The sequence below is a fragment of the Kluyvera sp. 142486 genome, assembly GCF_046569695.1.
Lineage (GTDB): Bacteria > Pseudomonadota > Gammaproteobacteria > Enterobacterales > Enterobacteriaceae > Kluyvera.
Genome location: NZ_JBKHUI010000014.1, coordinates 1 through 16,613, shown reverse-complemented (window position 1 = coordinate 16,613; position 16,613 = coordinate 1). Strand labels below are relative to the sequence as shown.

Here is a 16,613-nt window from a genome sequence, read left to right as displayed (position 1 = left end):
ATCAAATGCGGGAAATCATTTTCCCAACAGCAATACAGCCGCAACGCGGGCATTCACCCGCGCCGTCAGCAGAAATTACGCTTTACCCGCAGACTCACGCTGGGCCACTTCCTGGTCCAGCTCGTCTATTTTGGTCTTCATTACTTCACGGCAGTGTTTTGCCAGGTCGCGAACCTGATCTTTACCCCAAGCGCTGGTGTCGATTGGCTCCAGCATTTCCACAATCACCAGACCATTATTCCAGCGGTTGAGTTTAATCTTATTGGAGGTATTCGACACACACACCGGGATAATTGGCACTCCGGCGGCGATAGCGGCGTGAAACGCGCCGGTTTTAAACGGCAGCAGGCCGCGGCCGCGGCTGCGGGTACCTTCCGGGAACATCCAGATAGAGATTTTGCGTTTCTTAAAGGCATCTGCCACTTCGGCAATGGTACTGTGCGCTTTCGCTCGGTTGTTACGGTCGATCAGCAGGTTGCCGGTCAGCCAGTACAGCAGACCAAAGAACGGCACCCACACCAGGCTCTTTTTACCGACCGTCACGGTTGGCGGCTGGACGATATTCGCCGCCGTCACCATATCGTAGTTGTTCTGGTGGTTGGCGATATAAATCGCGTTGCCATAGCGCTCCGCGTCAGCCGGTTTGCGGGTTTCCACCTTTAAACCGAACACCGGCGCCATACGGCCAAACATATGGCCAAAGGTGGCGACGTGTTTTGGGTTACGCGGGCTGAACAGGCAATAGATGCAGCCAAAGATGCATACCAGGATGCAATAAATGACGACAATAATGACACGTAAAATAAATAGCATAGCGTCCTCTGAACCCTGAACCACTTAGAATGATACCGATCAGACGGGTGCTGACAGGATATATAGACCGGACAGGGCTTTGTTACTTGCAGACCCCTGCAAAGGGGTATTGTTAATCGCAACGGCTGAATTAACAACGGTTTCACGGTAATTTTTCCCCCGCCTGACGACGGGGGAAGATAATTACTCTTCGCTGTCGCCCACCGAGGCGCGCTGCGGTGAATCAATCTCAACGCGATCGATTTTTTGCAGGCCGCGCATCAGGGTACCGCGACGACCGCGTTCACCCGTCACTTTTTGCAGCTCTTCCGGGCGCAGTTTGATCTTACGTTTACCCACGTGGAAGGTCAGCGTGCTTTGCGGCGGCAGCACGTAAAGGTGCGCCAGGCTATCGACACCGCTGGCGGCTTCCGCCGACGGGATGTTGATAATCTTGTTGCCCTTACCTTTCGACAGCTGCGGCAGGTCGCTCAGCGGGAACATCAGCATACGGCCAGCCGCAGTGATCGCCAGCAGCATATCGCTTTCGTCTTCTATCACCACTGGCGGCATGACGTGCGCGTTATCCGGCAGTGAAATCAGCGTTTTACCGGCACGGTTACGCGCGACCAGGTCGTTGAAGGTACACAGGAAACCGTAGCCCGCATCGGAAGCCATCAGCAGTTTGGTCTCATCACCTTCCATCAGCATGTGCTCGACGGTTGCGCCCGGCGGCAGCGTCAGCTTGCCGGTCAGCGGCTCGCCTTGCCCACGGGCGGACGGCAGCGTAATCGGGTCGATGGCGTAGCTGCGGCCGGTGGTATCAATAAACACCACCGGCTGGTTGCTCTTGCCTTTCACCGACGATTTCCAGCTATCGCCGGATTTATAGTTCAACCCCTGAGCATCAATATCATGGCCTTTCGCGCTACGAACCCAGCCCATCTGCGACAGCACGATGGTCACCGGTTCGGACGGCAGCATGTCATGGTCGCTCATCGCTTTCGCTTCTTCGCGCTCGCGCAGCGGAGAACGACGATCGTCGCCAAAGGCTTCGGCATCGGCCTGCAGCTCTTTCTTCAGCAGGTTGCTCATCTTACGTTCAGACGCCAGGATCGCCTGCAGATGATCGCGCTCTTTGGCTAAATCATCCTGCTCGCCGCGGATCTTCATCTCTTCGAGCTTCGCCAGGTGGCGCAATTTCAGCTCGAGGATCGCTTCCGCCTGAGTTTCGCTGATACCAAAGCGCGACATCAGCGCCGGCTTCGGCTCATCTTCGTGACGGATAATCTCGATAACTTCATCGATGTTGAGGAATGCCACCAGCAAACCTTCGAGGATATGCAGGCGTTTAAGCACTTTCTCGAGGCGGTAGTTCAGGCGACGACGGACGGTGTCGCGGCGGAACGCCAGCCATTCGGTGAGGATCTCCAGCAGGTTTTTCACCGCCGGGCGACCATCCAGCCCGATCATGTTCAGGTTGATGCGGTAGCTCTTTTCCAGATCGGTGGTGGCGAACAGATGGTTCATCACCTGATCCATGTCCACGCGGTTGGAACGCGGCACGATAACCAGACGGGTCGGGTTTTCATGGTCGGATTCGTCGCGCAGGTCATCGACCATCGGCAGCTTTTTATTACGCATCTGAGCGGCTATCTGTTCCAGCACTTTGGCGCCGGAAACCTGGTGTGGCAGTGCGGTAATCACCACCGCGCCGTCTTCTTTATTCCACACCGCGCGCATGCGCACGGAACCACGGCCGTTCTGGTAAATTTTGCGGATTTCCGCGCGCGAGGTGATGATTTCCGCCTCGGTCGGGTAGTCCGGGCCCTGAACAATATCCAGCACCTCGTCGAGCGTGGTCTGCGGTTTTTCAATCAGGGTAATCGCGGCTTTTGCCACTTCGCGCAGGTTGTGCGGCGGAATGTCCGTCGCCATACCGACAGCGATGCCGGTGGTGCCGTTCAGCAGGATGTTAGGCAGGCGCGCAGGCAGCATTTTCGGCTCCTGCATGGTGCCGTCAAAGTTCGGCACCCAATCAGCCGTGCCCTGCCCCAGCTCGCTTAACAGCAGCTCGGAATATTTTGACAGGCGGGATTCGGTATAACGCATCGCCGCGAACGATTTCGGATCGTCCGGTGCCCCCCAGTTCCCCTGGCCATCGACCAGCGGGTAACGGTAAGAGAACGGCTGCGCCATCAGCACCATCGCTTCGTAACAGGCGCTATCGCCGTGCGGATGGTACTTACCCAGTACGTCACCGACGGTACGGGCGGATTTTTTAAATTTCGCGGTGGCGTTCAACCCCAGTTCCGACATTGCGTAAACAATGCGGCGCTGTACCGGTTTCAGGCCATCGCCAATAAACGGCAACGCGCGATCCATGATGACGTACATGGAGTAGTTTAAGTAGGCGTTTTCCGTAAATTCATGTAGCGCAAGGCGCTCTGCCATATCGCTCATTAACAGTGGATCCTCAATCTGCATGCTGACCGTTCGGACGGCAATATTGCCGCAGATAATACCCTATCTCACGGTCTGAGTCACAAACCGTGAGAGAGGTTGGGAGCCGGTTAACGAAGCGGTAAATAAATATCCGTCAGCAGCGCATGTTCCGGCACCTCATGGACAAAGTTGAGGTAGTGGAAAAAGACCGGGAAGTCGCGCGGTGTCTCGCCGCTGCCCGGCAGCCACTCGCGGAACAAATACCAGACGCTATCAGACAATGAATCCAGCGATCCCTGATGGCGCACCACCGCGCAGCGCCCGCCGGGAATCTCAGCGTTGACCACGCCAAACGCGTTCTCCGCTATCGGTTCAGCGACGCTACCGCAGATATCAAAACGAAACTGCTCCGGCGGCGTGGTCTGCGGGTCGTGCCAGGCAATGCCGTAGGTCTGGCTGCTCGCCACCGGCGAAAGCCCGGTGGTGCGTCGCCATTCAATAAAGGTTGCCGCGCTGTCGTTCACCCGATCCGGATGCCCCTGATGGGTCAACATGGCGACGTTGGTTTGCGGAAATTCAACGATTTTCACGTCCATTACGTGCTGCTCCTGTAAAGCCAGTTTAGGAACGCGCTGGTGCCAGGCCGCCCAGTCCGGTTTTTGACGAAACTGACGCGGGCTTTGACCAAACGCGGTTTTAAAGGCACGAGTGAACGACTCCGGGTTCTGAAACCCGGCATCCAGCGCAATATCGATAACCTTATCCTGCGGGTTAAACGCCAGCCGCCACGAGGCGCGGCGCAGACGTAACCATTGGATATAGCGATACAGCGGCAGGCCGCTCCAGGCGGTAAATTGCCGATGGAAATGAAATGGCGAACTGTGCGCCATCCGGCTTAATGCCTCAAGCGAGAGAGGCTCATCCAGATGACGCTCAATGTGGTCGCAAACGCGCCGCAGGCGTTCGGAATAAGCCGCGCTTAATAAGTCACTCATCACTGCCTCCTTGCGGGACATTCTGCCCAGCTGGCCGCAGTGGATCCTGACCGATCTTGCGCAGTTTTAAGGGATTAAGGATTCACTTTGCGGATCTGCTTCACGTCGATTTCAACGGAGTTCCAGTCTTTATCCACTTCGCCCTGGATTTCAACCACATCCTGCGGGGTGATGGTCTGGCCGTTCCAGCGTTTGTGGTCAATATCCACATTTACGGTGCCGCTGGCATCTTTAAAAATATACAGGTCGTCGGAAACGCGCTCAATGATGTTCCCACGAAGCGTTACCCAGGTGTCATCACGCATGGTTTTGGCGTTCGCCGCGGTGGTCACGGTGCCGTTAGGGCCCACGAAGCCGCCGGCCTGCGTCGTCGTGGTGCTGGACGGGCCGGAAAATCCGCCCTGAGTGGCGGCAAATGCCGGTGCAGAAGCCAGAGCCAGGATAGCGGCGATAGCAGCAAGTTTCTTCATGATTTGTTCTCCCTTTTGTGGTGTATGAGCACTATTACACCTGCCAATTCTTAACAACTTCTTAAGGGGAAAAAAGATTTATTATTGCTGTACATAGGCAGTAAAGGCGCGCTTTACTTGGCATACAGAGTAGCAGGCATGGAGTGGCGGATGCGCATTTTATTAGTGGAAGACGACAAGCTTATCGGCGACGGCATCAAAACCGGGCTCGGAAAAATGGGCTTTAGCATCGACTGGTTTACCCGCGGTGAAGAAGGCAAAATTGCGCTCTACAGCGCCCCTTACGACGCGGTGATCCTTGACCTGACGCTGCCTGGCATCGACGGGCTGGATATTCTGCGCGAGTGGCGAGAAAAATCCCGCCGCGAGCCGGTGCTCATTCTTACCGCCCGCGATGCGCTGAGCCAGCGCGTCGAAGGGCTGCGTTTAGGCGCTGATGACTACCTCTGCAAACCGTTCGCCCTGATTGAAGTGGCCGCTCGACTGGAAGCGTTGATTCGCCGCGCTCACGGCCAACCCACCAGCATACTGCGCCACGGCGACGTGGAACTCGACCCGAGTAGCCTGACCGCCACCTTTAACAATGAACCGCTGGCGCTGAAGCCAAAAGAATTTGCCCTGCTGGAACTGCTGCTGCGCAACGCCGGACGCGTGCTGCCGCGCAAGCTTATCGAAGAGAAGCTCTACAGTTGGGATGAAGAGGTCACCAGCAACGCCATTGAAGTGCACGTTCACCACCTGCGCCGCAAGCTCGGCAGCCATTTTATCCGCACCGTTCACGGTATCGGCTACACGTTGGGTGACCAATGAACCTGTTCCGCCGCTTGAGCCTGCGCGTTCGTCTGACGCTGCTGTTTATGCTGCTCTCCGCCGTGGCCTGGTGTTTTGCCAGCGTCATCGCCTGGAAGCAAACCACCGATAAGCTGGATAAGCTGTTCGATACCCAGCAAATGCTGTTTGCCAAACGCATCAGCGCAATGGATTTCGCCGACCTGCCCGCCTCACGCCAGTGGATACGCGCGCCGAAGAAGGTTAAACACGGGCATCTTGATGAAGATGCGCTGGCGTTCGCCATCTATACCATCGACGGCAAAATGGTGCTGCACGACGGTGAGAACGGGCCGTACATCCCCTATAACTATCGCCGCGAAGGTTTTGACGATGGCCCGCTGAGCAACGATGACGACAGTTGGCGCTTTTTGTGGCTGACCACCGCGGATAAAAAATACCGCATCGTGGTCGGCCAGGAGTGGGACTACCGCCAGGAGATGGCGCTGGATATCATCACCAGCCAGCTGACACCGTGGCTGATTGCCCTGCCGGTGACCTTTTTGCTGCTGATTCTGTTGATTAGCCGCGAGCTGGCGCCGCTGAAAAAATTAACCCGTACCCTGCGCCAGCGCCACCCGGACTCCGGCGAGCCGCTGGATACCCACGGCGTGCCGAACGAAGTCCGTCCGATGCTGGACGCGCTAAATCAGCTGTTCCGCAAAACCCACGATATGATGACCCGCGAGCGGCGCTTTACCTCCGATGCCGCCCATGAACTGCGCAGCCCGCTCACCGCACTGCGGGTGCAGGCCGAAGTGGCGCAACTGTCGCAGGATGACCCGGAAAGCCAGCAAAAGGCGCTGATGCAGCTGCATGCCGGTATTGACCGCGCCACGCGCCTGGTTGAGCAGTTGCTGACGCTCTCCCGCCTCGATTCGCTGGAACAACTGGCGGACGTACAGCCGGTGAATCTCGGCGATCTGTTGCAATCCTCGGTAATGGACATCTACCACACCGCGCAAAAAGCAGGTATTGAGATCCGCTTGCACCTGAACGCGCAGCAGGTCACGCGCACCGCCCAACCGCTGCTGATGAGCCTGCTGGTGCGTAATCTGCTGGATAACGCCGTGCGCTACAGCCCGTCGGGTAGCATCGTTGACGTAACGCTCGACAGCCACGGTTTCAGCGTCCGCGATAACGGGCCGGGCATCAGCCCGGAGGCGCTGGCGCGCATCGGCGAACGCTTCTATCGCCCGCCGGGGCAGGATGAAACCGGCAGCGGGCTTGGGCTGTCGATTGTGCAGCGCATCGCGACGCTACATGGCATGACGGCGACGTTTGCTAACGCCCCTGGCGGCGGCTTTGAGGTTAGGATTCGTGGGTAGTGAATTATTGCTAATTCAGCAAAAGACTTTGCACATTTTGCACATTTAATCGTTCCAGCAAGGCGAGTATCATGCCCCTCAAAAGCCAACTTTTGAGGATTTATAATGAGCAACATTCTGATTGTTAACGGTGCGAAAAAATTCGGCCATTCTAACGGCCAGCTGAACGACACCCTGACTGAAGTCGCGGAGACCTACCTGCGCGACCTCGGGCATGATGTTAAAGTGGTTCGCGCGGACGGCGACTATGACGTAAAAGCCGAAGTACAGAACTTCCTGTGGGCCGACACCGTTATCTGGCAGATGCCAGGCTGGTGGATGGGCGCGCCGTGGACCGTGAAAAAATATATCGATGACGTGTTCACCGAAGGTCACGGTTCTCTGTACGCCAGCGATGGCCGCACCCGCTCCGACGCCAGCAAAAAATATGGTTCCGGCGGCCTGATTCAGGGCAAAACCTACATGCTGTCCCTGACCTGGAACGCACCGATGGAAGCCTTTACCGATAAAGATCAGTTCTTCCACGGTGTGGGCGTTGACGGTGTTTACCTGCCGTTCCACAAAGCCAACCAGTTCCTGGGAATGGAAGCGCTGCCAACCTTTATCACCAACGACGTGATTAAAATGCCTGACGTTCCACGTTATGTTGCAGAATACCGCGAGCATCTTGGGAAGATTTTTGCTTAACTGTTAGCCTGGAATTAGAAGGAGTTAATCATGTTGACCATTATTGCTGAAATCCGTACTCGTCCAGGACAACATCACCGTCAGGCGGTGCTGGATCAGTTCACCAAAATTATCCCAACCGTGCTGAAAGAAGATGGCTGCCACGGCTACGCGCCGATGGTGGATCACGCCGCAAACGTGAGCTTCCAGACCACGGCACCTGACTCTATCGTGATGGTTGAAGTGTGGGAAAGCGTGGCGCACCTTGAAGCGCACCTGCAGACGCCGCACATGAAAGCCTGGAGCGAAGCGGTGAAAGGCGACGTGCTGGATACAACGATTCGTATTCTGGAATCGGGCGTTTAAGTTTCGCTGCCGTGATGTGCCGGGTGGCGCTGAGCTTACCCGGCCTACAAAACCAACGTAGTTAAATATAGGCCCGGTAAGCGCAGTGCCACCGGGCAATAGCCATTTACCAATACAGCTTCCAGCTCTGCGTCATTCGCACCAGCGCTTCCACATAGAAATAATCTCCCCAGCTACAGCACTCATCCACGCCCTTATCGCTGGCGAAGTGATAAACCGAGTGTTTCAGCACGCCGGTGCCCGGTTCGTCCACGCCCATCAAATAGTGTTTCGACAGCGACGACATCATCCCCATCGCCCACTGCTGATAGCGCTCACGGTCCGGATCGGTGGTTGGCAGATGCTTCACCAGTTCCAGCAGGCCGCACACCGCAATAGCTGCCGACGATGAGTCACGCAGCGCGTCGGTGCCCACCAGCGCCAGATCCCAATGACAGACAGAGTCTTCCGGCAGGCGGTTGAGGAAGTAGTTCGCCAGCTTTTTCGACAGGCTAATCAGCTCTTTATCGCCGGTATACAGGAAGCTCAGCATAAAGCCGTAAATGCCCCACGCCTGCCCGCGCGACCAGCAGGAGTCGTCGGCATAGCCCTGCTGGGTTTTGCCAAAGCGCGGCGCGCCGGTCTGCACGTCCATATAGTAGGTGTGGTAGGTCGAAGCATCTTCACGCACCAGATATTTCGCCGACTGGCGCACGTGGGCGCGCGCGGCATCCGCAAATCGCGGATCGCCGGTCTGTTCCGTCGCCCAGTAGAGCAGAGGCAGGTTCATGGTGCAGTCGATAATCATACGCCCGGCCTGTTCCGGGTCGGTTAACACGCCCCAGGCCTGGATAATTTCCGCTTTACGATGGAAGCGCTCCAGCAGCGCTTCCGCCGCCTGCAATGAGAAGCCGCGCGCATCGCGATTGCCGGTTAAGCGCCACGCCGACACGCAGGAGAGCGTGTACAGGAAGCCCAGGTCGTGCGTATTAGTGTCGCAACGCCCCGCAATACGCAGGCCGAACGAGCGCACGTGTTTTTCCGCCAACGCCCGGTATTTCTCCTCGCCGGTCATCTCCCAGGCCAGCCACAACTGCCCGGTCCAGAAACTGGTCGTCCACTCGACGTTTTCGGTGAGCGGATAGTAGCCGTTCACGCAGGCTTCGCCGGGAAATTTATCACCGAAATCCGTTAAATGACGGCTAATCAGCTTAAGGACGTGGCTACGCGCCGAGCACAGCTCATCGTTAAACGTCTGAAGATTAACGGGTGCACCCGGAAATTCACGCAGGGTTTCCTCAACGATACGGTTTAACATATTCGGTTCCTTGATTCAGTAAGGCTTATTTAGAAATACCATTCTCAGCCACATCAAGTGCAGGCTGGCGATGATTCTGACGTTTACAGGCGGATAAAGTGAATGCGGATATCAGCGTAAAGAACAGCGCTATTCCACCCATGATGATATAGGTCTTTTCAAAACCAATGCGGTCGTATAATAAACCTGCCGGCGAAGAGACCACCACGTTGCCGATATATAACATTGCCTGATAACCCAATAGATACATGGTGGCGTTAACGCGTTTATCGAAATGCTCAGCAATATATTTAAAGACCGATACCAGCAGCAGACAAATTTCCAGACCGTACAGCGGCTTAATAACGGAAATCAGCAGATGTGAATCACACAGGCCAGAAATCACCAGACGTGCGCCAACGAGCGCCCCGACAATGATCAGGCCGCGCTTCGCGCCGATATAGTTAACGAACATCGGCATAAAGATATACATCACGAACTCGGTGCCGGACTGCACGGTACCCAGTAGGCCAAAGATGGTGTTGCCTTCGTGGACATCGCTAAAGAAGGTGACGAAATAACGTGAGAACTGCTGCTCAGCAACGAACATCATCCATGCCACGCCAGCTACATACAGGCAGAATGCCCAGAACTTGCCGCTTTTCAGCAGGTCGAACACGTCTTTCAGGACAATCTTATCCTTAGAGAGAACCGCGCTGGCGTTGCTGGTTTCGGTATCCACTTTCAGGCTAATTAACACCGCCAGCATCACCAGCGATGCCACGCTGCCGAGAATAAAGTTATAGGCCGGAGAGATATTAAACAGCAGGCCGGAGAACGACGACGCCACCGCCCAGCCGAGCGAGCCCCACATACGAATCTGACCAAACTCCATGCTGTTCAGACGACTGTAGCGATCGGCATAGGATTCACAGGCCGCCACACCGGCATACCACGCGAAGCTCAGATAAATGGCACCGACGATAATCCCCACGGTGGTGTAGGAGAGCAGCAGCGGTTGGTAAACATAAATAAAGAACGGCGCCATCAGGGCGGACATCACCACCACAAAATAGAGCAGATATTTACTCATGCCTATTTTATCGAGAATGTAGCCGTAAATAGGTTTAAGGATAACGGAGAATATGCCGTTTACCGCAAACACAGTACCAATTACCGCGCCGCTGAGTTCTGCTTTTTGTCCAAGCCAGATAGCAAATAAACCAATACTGGCGGACCAGGTAAAGAAATATAAAAAGATAAATGAACTTATTTTGTAATATTCCAGCCTGTTTGTTGACGATAGTTTTTCCATACGGTCCTCGACAAGACGATGTAGGGGTACAAACTCTGCATCAGGTTGATGCAGAGTTTGTCAGGAGGTATTTCGGTTTATTGTTTTATCCGGATAGTTAAAAATTCAGCGTAGTTATTTTCCCGCTGACGCTATCCGTCACGTTCAGCGTATTATTTTCGATATGCAGCGTTGGCAATGCTGGCAACGTCATATTGTGGTTACCGCTTGCCACCACGGCGCAGCACAGCCAGTGTTCGCCAGGCGCTATCTCACCCGTTAACGTCGGGATCGCCGCGCACTCGGCAAACATCACGCTGCTGTTGGGCGGGGTAATCACGCTGTCGGCCATGCGAACGGCGTGAGGCGAGAGATCCACCACCGCGCTCACACCATTGGCAGCATTCACCAGGCTCTGACGTACGGTAAGCTCTGCGTCGGCTTTCATCACCGCAAAGCCCCCTTCCACCGTCTGCAGGCGACGCGCCGTATTCACGCGGTGAACGCGCACGTGCCAGTCACCGCATGGGATAAGCCAGGTATCGACCTGCACGTCGTGCCACGGCAGCCAGCGCGAGTAGATAGCGCCGTCCAGCATCTCAACGCTCTCGCATTCACGGCGGCCGCGCCAGTAGTTGTCGTTATCCGACAGCAGCAGCATCGAGTCACAGGCCGCGTGCTTAATGCCGTAGCGCCCCCGCTCGATGGTGAAACCAAAGCGCGTGGAGTAGGCAAATTTGGTGTACTTGGCTTCGGTGTTGACGTAGTTGTTCAGCTCAAGCTGGCCGGAGGTAAGCATCACCACGTGCTGCGAGTTTTCGCTGTGCTGCAAAATTTGCTGTGCGGGTACAATCACATGTACCGGTGCCAGGTTCGGCAGCGGCATCTCTTCCGCCTGCCAGAAGGCATGAGTCTCCGGTAGCGCCATGATCAGGAACACCTTCAGCGCCCAGTACGGCGAGCCCGGCGAGTTGTAGTCTTCGCACATCGCCAGGTTCGGATAGGCAAAGCCCAGCGTCAGAATACCGTCGCGGTCGAAAATCGGCTGATCCAGCCACCAGCGCAGGTGGCGCAGGATAATGCCTTTCACTATGCCCGGTGAGAACACGTCAAGTCCGGCAAAGGCCACGCCGCTCCAGAACGCCACCATCGCGAAGCGGTAGGTCAAGCTGCGGCCAAACGGCACCGACGCCCCGTCGGCGGCGGAAAGGTAGATAAAGTCTTTGGCGAACAGGCAGGCTCGTTCACGCAGCGTGGCGGCGCGTGCTGGGTCATCGTCCGCGTTCAGCGTGGCGTAAATCAGGCCGTAAAAGTGGAACGCCATCGAGATGTAGTAATCCTTCGGGCGACCCGGGCCATCGGAGTACCAGCCGCCGCCAAGATAGTAGGCTTCCATCATCGTGAAGCGGCGGTCGATAGCCGCCTGATCGTAAGGCAGCCCGGCACGTTTAAAGCCCAGCTGCACGATAATCGCGAAGTAGTTCCAGTTGCTGTCCGGCATCTGGGCATCGGTGATTTGGTTCAACCAGCGGTGCAGGTTTTCCAGTTCAGCAGCGCTGAAATGGCTGGTCAGCTTGTCCTGCAACAGGGCTAAGCCGAGACCGTAAGCCGCCATCTCAACCAGACGCTGATCGTATGGCCCGGTTTCGCCCCAGTAGGATGGGCTTTGCGGGTCAGTACCCAGCTTAATCGCAGTGAGATATTTGTCGCTAAACGGCACCGCTTCCCCACCCGCCAGCAGCGGGAACAAACCCCAAAGCGCTCTCGATAAGCCCTCCATTTCCGCGATATCCGTGCTGTAGTGCGCGCAGGTTTTACCCAGCGAGAACTGTGCGACGTTGTCGGGAAACTGTTTATCGAGAGCGCTCAGCATCGCCGTCAGCGTCTGCGCTACGTCCTGTCGTGATGACAATATTTTTGATATTTCCGCCACTGTCCTGCCCCCTGATTTACCCATCCTCGAAAGTGGCTAAAGCATAGAGAATCGGGGTGACAGAGAAATGTTAACCCGGTCACAACTGATACCATTCGATGAACCGCCGCTTGATAAAATTTAAAACAGTGGTTTAGTAGTAAGATTAACCCGGTGAAAATTTAAATTTATTGCACATGACTTCGTCCTGGAACGCCGAACATCTGGAGCTGATCACCCTGAATGATGCCGTGGCGTCGTTTAGCCGCCTTTTTGCCAATACCGTGCGCTACCAGCACTGGCATCAGTGTCTGGAAATTCTCTATGTCGAAGAGGGGTTTGGCGTGGTGATCGTCGATAATCGCCAGTACACCATGCGCCCCGGCAGGCTCTTTTTCTTCCCGCCGTTCACGCTGCATAAAATCATGGTCGATGAAAAAGCGCAGGATAGTTACCGCCGGACGATTATCCATGTCGATCAGCACGCTATCGCCACGCTGCTGCGCCGCTTCCCGGAAAATCATCAGCGCTTACAGGCACTTTCTGCCCGCGGCCGCCCGGCGTTCGTGGCGGATTTGGCCGACCAGCACGCGCATATTGACCACCTGTTCAGCCTGTATGCCCGCATGTCCAACGCCTCCGGCCTCAGCACCGAGCAAATCACCTGCATGCTGATGACGCTGTTCAATATGCTGCCACCCACCCAGGAAAAGATGCCGGAAGCTGGGCGAGGTATCGCCAGTTCAGTGATGTTCTGGATTGAAGAGAACTATCGGCAGAAATTTAGCCTCGACGCGCTGGCGCAGGAATTGGGGAAATCACGTAGCTATCTGTCGCGCCGCTTCCATGCCGAGACGGGGGAAAATATTCATGATTATCTCAATACTATTCGGCTGCGACGCGCCTGCGAACTACTGTTGCACAGCGCGCAGCCGGTAAGCGAGATTGCCAGCCAGGTGGGGTTTTCTGAGGTGACTTACTTTATTAGCTCATTTAAAAAGGGGATCGGTGAGACCCCCTTGCAGTACCGAAAAAACCATGTCGCCCAGGCCTAGTGGAAACGCCCCGGCAGCCATAGAGAGATCATTGGAATGTAGGTGATGGCAACCAGCACCAGGAACAGCACGCAGTAGAACGGGATCATCGCCTTCACTACTGTCTCAATTTTCTGCCCGCTGACCGCGCTCGCCACGAACAGCACCGAACCCACCGGCGGCGTGATCAGGCCAATCCCCAGGTTCATCATCATGATGATGCCGAAGTGCACCGGATCGATGCCGAGCGCCACCACTACCGGCAGGAGGATCGGCGTCAGGATCAGGATCAGCGGTGCCATGTCCATCAGGCAGCCCAGCAGCAAAAGCATAATGTTGATAATCAACAAGATGACGTACTTATTGTCCGACAATGATAGCAGCGCGGCGGAGATCTCCTGCGGCAGGCCCACCAGCGTCATCACCGAGCCAAACGCCGCGGCGAAGGCAATCAGCACCATCACCATGGTGACGGTTTTGATGGTGCGGTGAATCAGCTTAGGGAAATCCTTGAGCTTATATTCGCGATAAACAAAGAAGGTGACGAACATCGCCCACACGCAGGCGATCGCTCCTGATTCCGTTGGCGTGAAGAAACCGGAGAGAATACCGCCGGAGATAATCACAATGGTGATTAGCCCCCAAATGGCATCAGAGGCAATCTTTATCTTGCGCTTAAGTTCGACGCGTTCCTCTTTCGGGTAGTTGTTTTTACGTGCGGCAATCAGGCACATGACAATAAGCGTCACGCACAGCACCAACGTTGGGATGATCCCGGCGAGGAACATCGCCGGAATGGTGACCGCCGCGGTGTTCGCCACGATAGCAAACAGCACCGAGTTATGGCTCGGCGGCACGAGGATCGCCTGCACCGAGGCGCTGGCGGTCAGCACCGCACTGAACGAGCGCGGGTAGCCTTTGCGCTCCATTTCCGGGATCAGCACCGATCCGATCGAGGCCGTATCGGCAACCGATGATCCGGATATCGCTCCAAACAACGTCGAGGCAAGGATGTTCACCAGCGACAGGCCGCCACGGATCCAGCCGACAAACAGCCCGGCGAAATCCACCAGCCGTCGTGCCATTCCCCCTTCTGCCATTATTGCCCCGGCAAAGACGAAGAATGGAATGGTCAGCAGGTTGACGTTATCGGTACTGTGGAAAATGGTGATGATAAGACCATCGAGGGAGAAATCGGCGAAGGCGGTGACCACCACGGCGGTCAGGCCGACAGCGTAGGCCACTGGCATACCAATCGCCATCAGCGTCACGAAGGTGACGACAAAGATAATCAGCGTTAAGTCCATGGTATTCGCTCCTTAGTGGCCGACTTTCGGCGAGCCAAACTGCACCAGTTCGCGGTGCGTTTGCGGACCGCACAGCAGTTTTTCCACGACGAACAGCAGCGTAAAGAACGAGCCCAGCGGGATCGGCAGATGGGTAATCCCTGAGGTCAGGAACGGCAGCGACGGCACCACATCCTCCCAGGCATCCATACAGCCAATGATTCCCCAGTGAATGATAAACAGGCAGGTGGCGAGCATCGCCAGATCGACAAACACCGCCAACCCTTTTTTCATCACTGGATTGATATGATCGACCAGCATGGTGATCGCAATATGGCTACCTGCACGATAGGCCGCCGCCGCTCCCACGAAGGAGAAAGTGATCATACAGATCTGAGATAGAGGCTCCGGCCAGCTGGTCGAGGCGTGCGGCAGAAAGTCCAGCCAGGCAGGAAGATCGGGACGGAAACGGGCGTAGATCCCCACCAGATAGATAAACGTCATAAATAACAGGCTGATCCCTGACAGCCAGATACAGAGCCGATACACAGCATCCATCGCCAGGACATAGTAATTTTTCATTGTTATCCCCAGATCAAAACGGGCAGACCAGCCCACGCTGGCCCGCCGCGAAGTGGATTATTTGGTGTCCTGAATTTGCTGCATTAAGTCGCTGAACTGCTTACCGTATTTCTCACGAACCGGTGCAGTGGCGTCGACAAACGGTTTTTTGTCGACCGGAAGGAATTTCACGCCCTGGCTTTGCAGACGCTGTTTGGATTTCTCCACGTAATCGGCCCACAGTACGCGTTCTTCAGCCTGTGCTTCTTTCGCCAGCTTCATGATCAGCGCCTGATCGTCCGCCGAGAGCTTGCTCCATTTGCGCTTCGAGAAAGCAAGCACTTCCGGGATCATAAAGTGTTCGGTGAGATCGAAATATTTGGTCCCGGCCACTACGTAGTTTTCGGTGTCAAAGGTCGGTTCGTTGTTTTCCGCCGCGTCGATCACCCCGGTTTGCAGGCTGGCGAAGACATCGCCTACCGGCAGGACTATCGGGTTCGCGCCCAGCGCTTTAAAGGTATCAAGGCCGATCGGGTTATTTTGCAGACGGATCTTCACCCCTTTCAGATCGTCGAGGCTAGTGATCGGTTTTTTCGTTATCAGGCTGCGGGAGCCTGCGTCCATCCAGCCGAGGAAGACCAGACCGAGATTGCTGTCGGAGATCTCTTTTGCCAGCGTGTTACCAATATCGCCATCCAGCACTTTGTGCTGATGGTCAGTATCGCGGAACACAAACGGCATATTGAAGACGCTCACCTGAGGAAGGATGCCACCGACCGGAGCCATGGAAACGCGCAGGATATCAATGGCGCCCGCGCGGGTTTTTTCGAGCGTGGTACTTTCATCGCCCATCTGCCCGCTTGGGAACATGCGGATGGACAGTCGCCCGTCGGTTTGTTGGCTGAGTTTTTCACCCATGTGAATCACCGCCGCCGTGGTCGGATAGTCAGCCGGATGTACATCTGAAGCGATGAACACCGTTTTTGCCATCGCCGCCGCAGACCCCATCAGTAACGAGAAAGATAAAACGCTTACTGCCAGTTTTCTTCTTAACATAGACGATTCTCTTTTGATTAAAGATAAAATTCACCATGCAAATCAATAGCCAGCACAGATTGACGTCCATGTTCAGAAGTATGTTTTATATCCAGCGACAGAATATGGTAGAAGTCATACAACTAAACTGTGACCTGTCATACCAAATTTTAAAATGGCATTTCAGATAGCGTAGAAATTAGAATTGAATCGATTAATTAAGCGGTGGTTCAGGCAATAAATATCCTCCGGCATAGCCGGAGGTTTTTCTGATGCGCCTATAAGGCTCTCTTACCAGCCGCGCCCTAACAGGCGCATACGATCT

General features: G+C 55.5%; 15 protein-coding genes. 5 read left to right on the top strand and 10 right to left on the bottom strand.

Going from position 1 to position 16,613, the window contains the following annotated elements:
- Positions 1–75: 75 nt before the first annotated feature.
- From plsC to ACLGE8_RS15650, 4 genes are all read right to left on the bottom strand, one after another.
- Positions 76–813 (bottom strand): 1-acylglycerol-3-phosphate O-acyltransferase, encoded by a 738-nt coding sequence (gene plsC / locus ACLGE8_RS15665; protein ID WP_410999804.1) that lies wholly within the window; start codon positions 811–813, stop codon positions 76–78.
- Between the two features lie 183 nt (positions 814–996).
- Complete coding sequence (parC, locus tag ACLGE8_RS15660) at positions 997–3,255, bottom strand: DNA topoisomerase IV subunit A (protein ID WP_410999802.1); 2,259 nt, start codon at positions 3,253–3,255, stop codon at positions 997–999.
- Between the two features lie 110 nt (positions 3,256–3,365).
- Entirely contained in the window at positions 3,366–4,232 is an 867-nt protein-coding gene (locus tag ACLGE8_RS15655; protein WP_410999800.1) for a GyrI-like domain-containing protein, read from the bottom strand.
- A 74-nt stretch (positions 4,233–4,306) separates the two neighbouring features.
- Complete coding sequence (locus tag ACLGE8_RS15650; protein WP_410999798.1) at positions 4,307–4,702, bottom strand: YgiW/YdeI family stress tolerance OB fold protein; 396 nt, start codon at positions 4,700–4,702, stop codon at positions 4,307–4,309.
- Positions 4,703–4,852: 150 nt separating this feature from the next.
- On the opposite strand from ACLGE8_RS15650, the gene qseB reads away from it, so the two are divergent.
- The 4 genes from qseB to ACLGE8_RS15630 all read left to right on the top strand — a co-directional run bounded on the left by qseB (position 4,853) and on the right by ACLGE8_RS15630 (position 7,890).
- The gene (gene qseB, locus ACLGE8_RS15645) at positions 4,853–5,512 is read left to right on the top strand and encodes a quorum sensing response regulator transcription factor QseB (RefSeq protein ID WP_410999796.1); all 660 of its coding nucleotides are present in this window, start codon (positions 4,853–4,855) and stop codon (positions 5,510–5,512) included.
- Entirely contained in the window at positions 5,509–6,858 is a 1,350-nt protein-coding gene (qseC, locus tag ACLGE8_RS15640) for a quorum sensing histidine kinase QseC (protein ID WP_410999794.1), read from the top strand. Before qseB ends, qseC begins: the two co-directional genes overlap by 4 nt.
- A 105-nt stretch (positions 6,859–6,963) precedes the next feature.
- A complete protein-coding gene (locus ACLGE8_RS15635) occupies positions 6,964–7,545 on the top strand; it encodes an NAD(P)H-dependent oxidoreductase (RefSeq protein ID WP_220440988.1) in 582 nt (193 codons plus the stop codon).
- Between the two features lie 30 nt (positions 7,546–7,575).
- Positions 7,576–7,890 (top strand): putative quinol monooxygenase, encoded by a 315-nt coding sequence (locus tag ACLGE8_RS15630; protein ID WP_395595905.1) that lies wholly within the window; start codon positions 7,576–7,578, stop codon positions 7,888–7,890.
- A gap of 106 nt (positions 7,891–7,996) precedes the next feature.
- Here ACLGE8_RS15630 and ACLGE8_RS15625 read toward each other — a convergent pair whose 3' ends face one another.
- The 3 genes from ACLGE8_RS15625 to ACLGE8_RS15615 form a co-directional block, all read right to left on the bottom strand.
- Positions 7,997–9,187 (bottom strand): glycoside hydrolase family 88 protein, encoded by a 1,191-nt coding sequence (locus tag ACLGE8_RS15625; protein WP_410999792.1) that lies wholly within the window; start codon positions 9,185–9,187, stop codon positions 7,997–7,999.
- Positions 9,188–9,212: 25 nt separating this feature from the next.
- Complete coding sequence (locus ACLGE8_RS15620) at positions 9,213–10,481, bottom strand: oligosaccharide MFS transporter (protein WP_410999790.1); 1,269 nt, start codon at positions 10,479–10,481, stop codon at positions 9,213–9,215.
- A 97-nt stretch (positions 10,482–10,578) separates the two neighbouring features.
- The gene (locus ACLGE8_RS15615; RefSeq protein ID WP_410999788.1) at positions 10,579–12,417 is read right to left on the bottom strand and encodes a DUF2264 domain-containing protein; all 1,839 of its coding nucleotides are present in this window, start codon (positions 12,415–12,417) and stop codon (positions 10,579–10,581) included.
- A gap of 152 nt (positions 12,418–12,569) precedes the next feature.
- On the opposite strand from ACLGE8_RS15615, the gene ACLGE8_RS15610 reads away from it, so the two are divergent.
- Positions 12,570–13,427 (top strand): AraC family transcriptional regulator, encoded by an 858-nt coding sequence (locus tag ACLGE8_RS15610; protein WP_410999786.1) that lies wholly within the window; start codon positions 12,570–12,572, stop codon positions 13,425–13,427.
- On the opposite strand, the gene ACLGE8_RS15605 is transcribed toward ACLGE8_RS15610, so the two are convergent.
- Genes ACLGE8_RS15605 through ACLGE8_RS15595 form a run of 3 tightly spaced genes read right to left on the bottom strand, consistent with a single transcriptional unit; the run spans position 13,424 to position 16,309 of the window.
- A complete protein-coding gene (locus ACLGE8_RS15605) occupies positions 13,424–14,713 on the bottom strand; it encodes a TRAP transporter large permease (protein WP_410999784.1) in 1,290 nt (429 codons plus the stop codon). The genes ACLGE8_RS15610 and ACLGE8_RS15605 overlap by 4 nt on opposite strands.
- A gap of 12 nt (positions 14,714–14,725) precedes the next feature.
- Positions 14,726–15,274: a TRAP transporter small permease gene (locus ACLGE8_RS15600; RefSeq protein WP_410999782.1), complete on the bottom strand. Its 549-nt coding sequence runs from the start codon at positions 15,272–15,274 to the stop codon at positions 14,726–14,728.
- 57 nt (positions 15,275–15,331) lie between these two features.
- A complete protein-coding gene (locus tag ACLGE8_RS15595) occupies positions 15,332–16,309 on the bottom strand; it encodes a TRAP transporter substrate-binding protein (protein ID WP_185668385.1) in 978 nt (325 codons plus the stop codon).
- Between the last annotated feature and the right edge of the window lie 304 nt (positions 16,310–16,613).

What these genes read in the sequence shown, in the direction of transcription:
- ACLGE8_RS15625 (WP_410999792.1), bottom strand. Translation starts at nt 9,187, where the DNA reads ATGTTAAACCGTATCGTTGAGGAAACCCTGCGTGAATTTCCGGGTGCA.
- ACLGE8_RS15650 (WP_410999798.1), bottom strand. Translation starts at nt 4,702, where the DNA reads ATGAAGAAACTTGCTGCTATCGCCGCTATCCTGGCTCTGGCTTCTGCA.
- ACLGE8_RS15615 (WP_410999788.1), bottom strand. Translation starts at nt 12,417, where the DNA reads ATGGGTAAATCAGGGGGCAGGACAGTGGCGGAAATATCAAAAATATTG.
- ACLGE8_RS15600 (WP_410999782.1), bottom strand. Translation starts at nt 15,274, where the DNA reads ATGAAAAATTACTATGTCCTGGCGATGGATGCTGTGTATCGGCTCTGT.
- ACLGE8_RS15595 (WP_185668385.1), bottom strand. Translation starts at nt 16,309, where the DNA reads ATGTTAAGAAGAAAACTGGCAGTAAGCGTTTTATCTTTCTCGTTACTG.
- qseC (WP_410999794.1), top strand. Translation starts at nt 5,509, where the DNA reads ATGAACCTGTTCCGCCGCTTGAGCCTGCGCGTTCGTCTGACGCTGCTG.
- ACLGE8_RS15635 (WP_220440988.1), top strand. Translation starts at nt 6,964, where the DNA reads ATGAGCAACATTCTGATTGTTAACGGTGCGAAAAAATTCGGCCATTCT.
- ACLGE8_RS15655 (WP_410999800.1), bottom strand. Translation starts at nt 4,232, where the DNA reads ATGAGTGACTTATTAAGCGCGGCTTATTCCGAACGCCTGCGGCGCGTT.
- ACLGE8_RS15605 (WP_410999784.1), bottom strand. Translation starts at nt 14,713, where the DNA reads ATGGACTTAACGCTGATTATCTTTGTCGTCACCTTCGTGACGCTGATG.
- qseB (WP_410999796.1), top strand. Translation starts at nt 4,853, where the DNA reads ATGCGCATTTTATTAGTGGAAGACGACAAGCTTATCGGCGACGGCATC.
- ACLGE8_RS15630 (WP_395595905.1), top strand. Translation starts at nt 7,576, where the DNA reads ATGTTGACCATTATTGCTGAAATCCGTACTCGTCCAGGACAACATCAC.
- ACLGE8_RS15620 (WP_410999790.1), bottom strand. Translation starts at nt 10,481, where the DNA reads ATGGAAAAACTATCGTCAACAAACAGGCTGGAATATTACAAAATAAGT.
- ACLGE8_RS15610 (WP_410999786.1), top strand. Translation starts at nt 12,570, where the DNA reads ATGACTTCGTCCTGGAACGCCGAACATCTGGAGCTGATCACCCTGAAT.
- parC (WP_410999802.1), bottom strand. Translation starts at nt 3,255, where the DNA reads ATGAGCGATATGGCAGAGCGCCTTGCGCTACATGAATTTACGGAAAAC.
- plsC (WP_410999804.1), bottom strand. Translation starts at nt 813, where the DNA reads ATGCTATTTATTTTACGTGTCATTATTGTCGTCATTTATTGCATCCTG.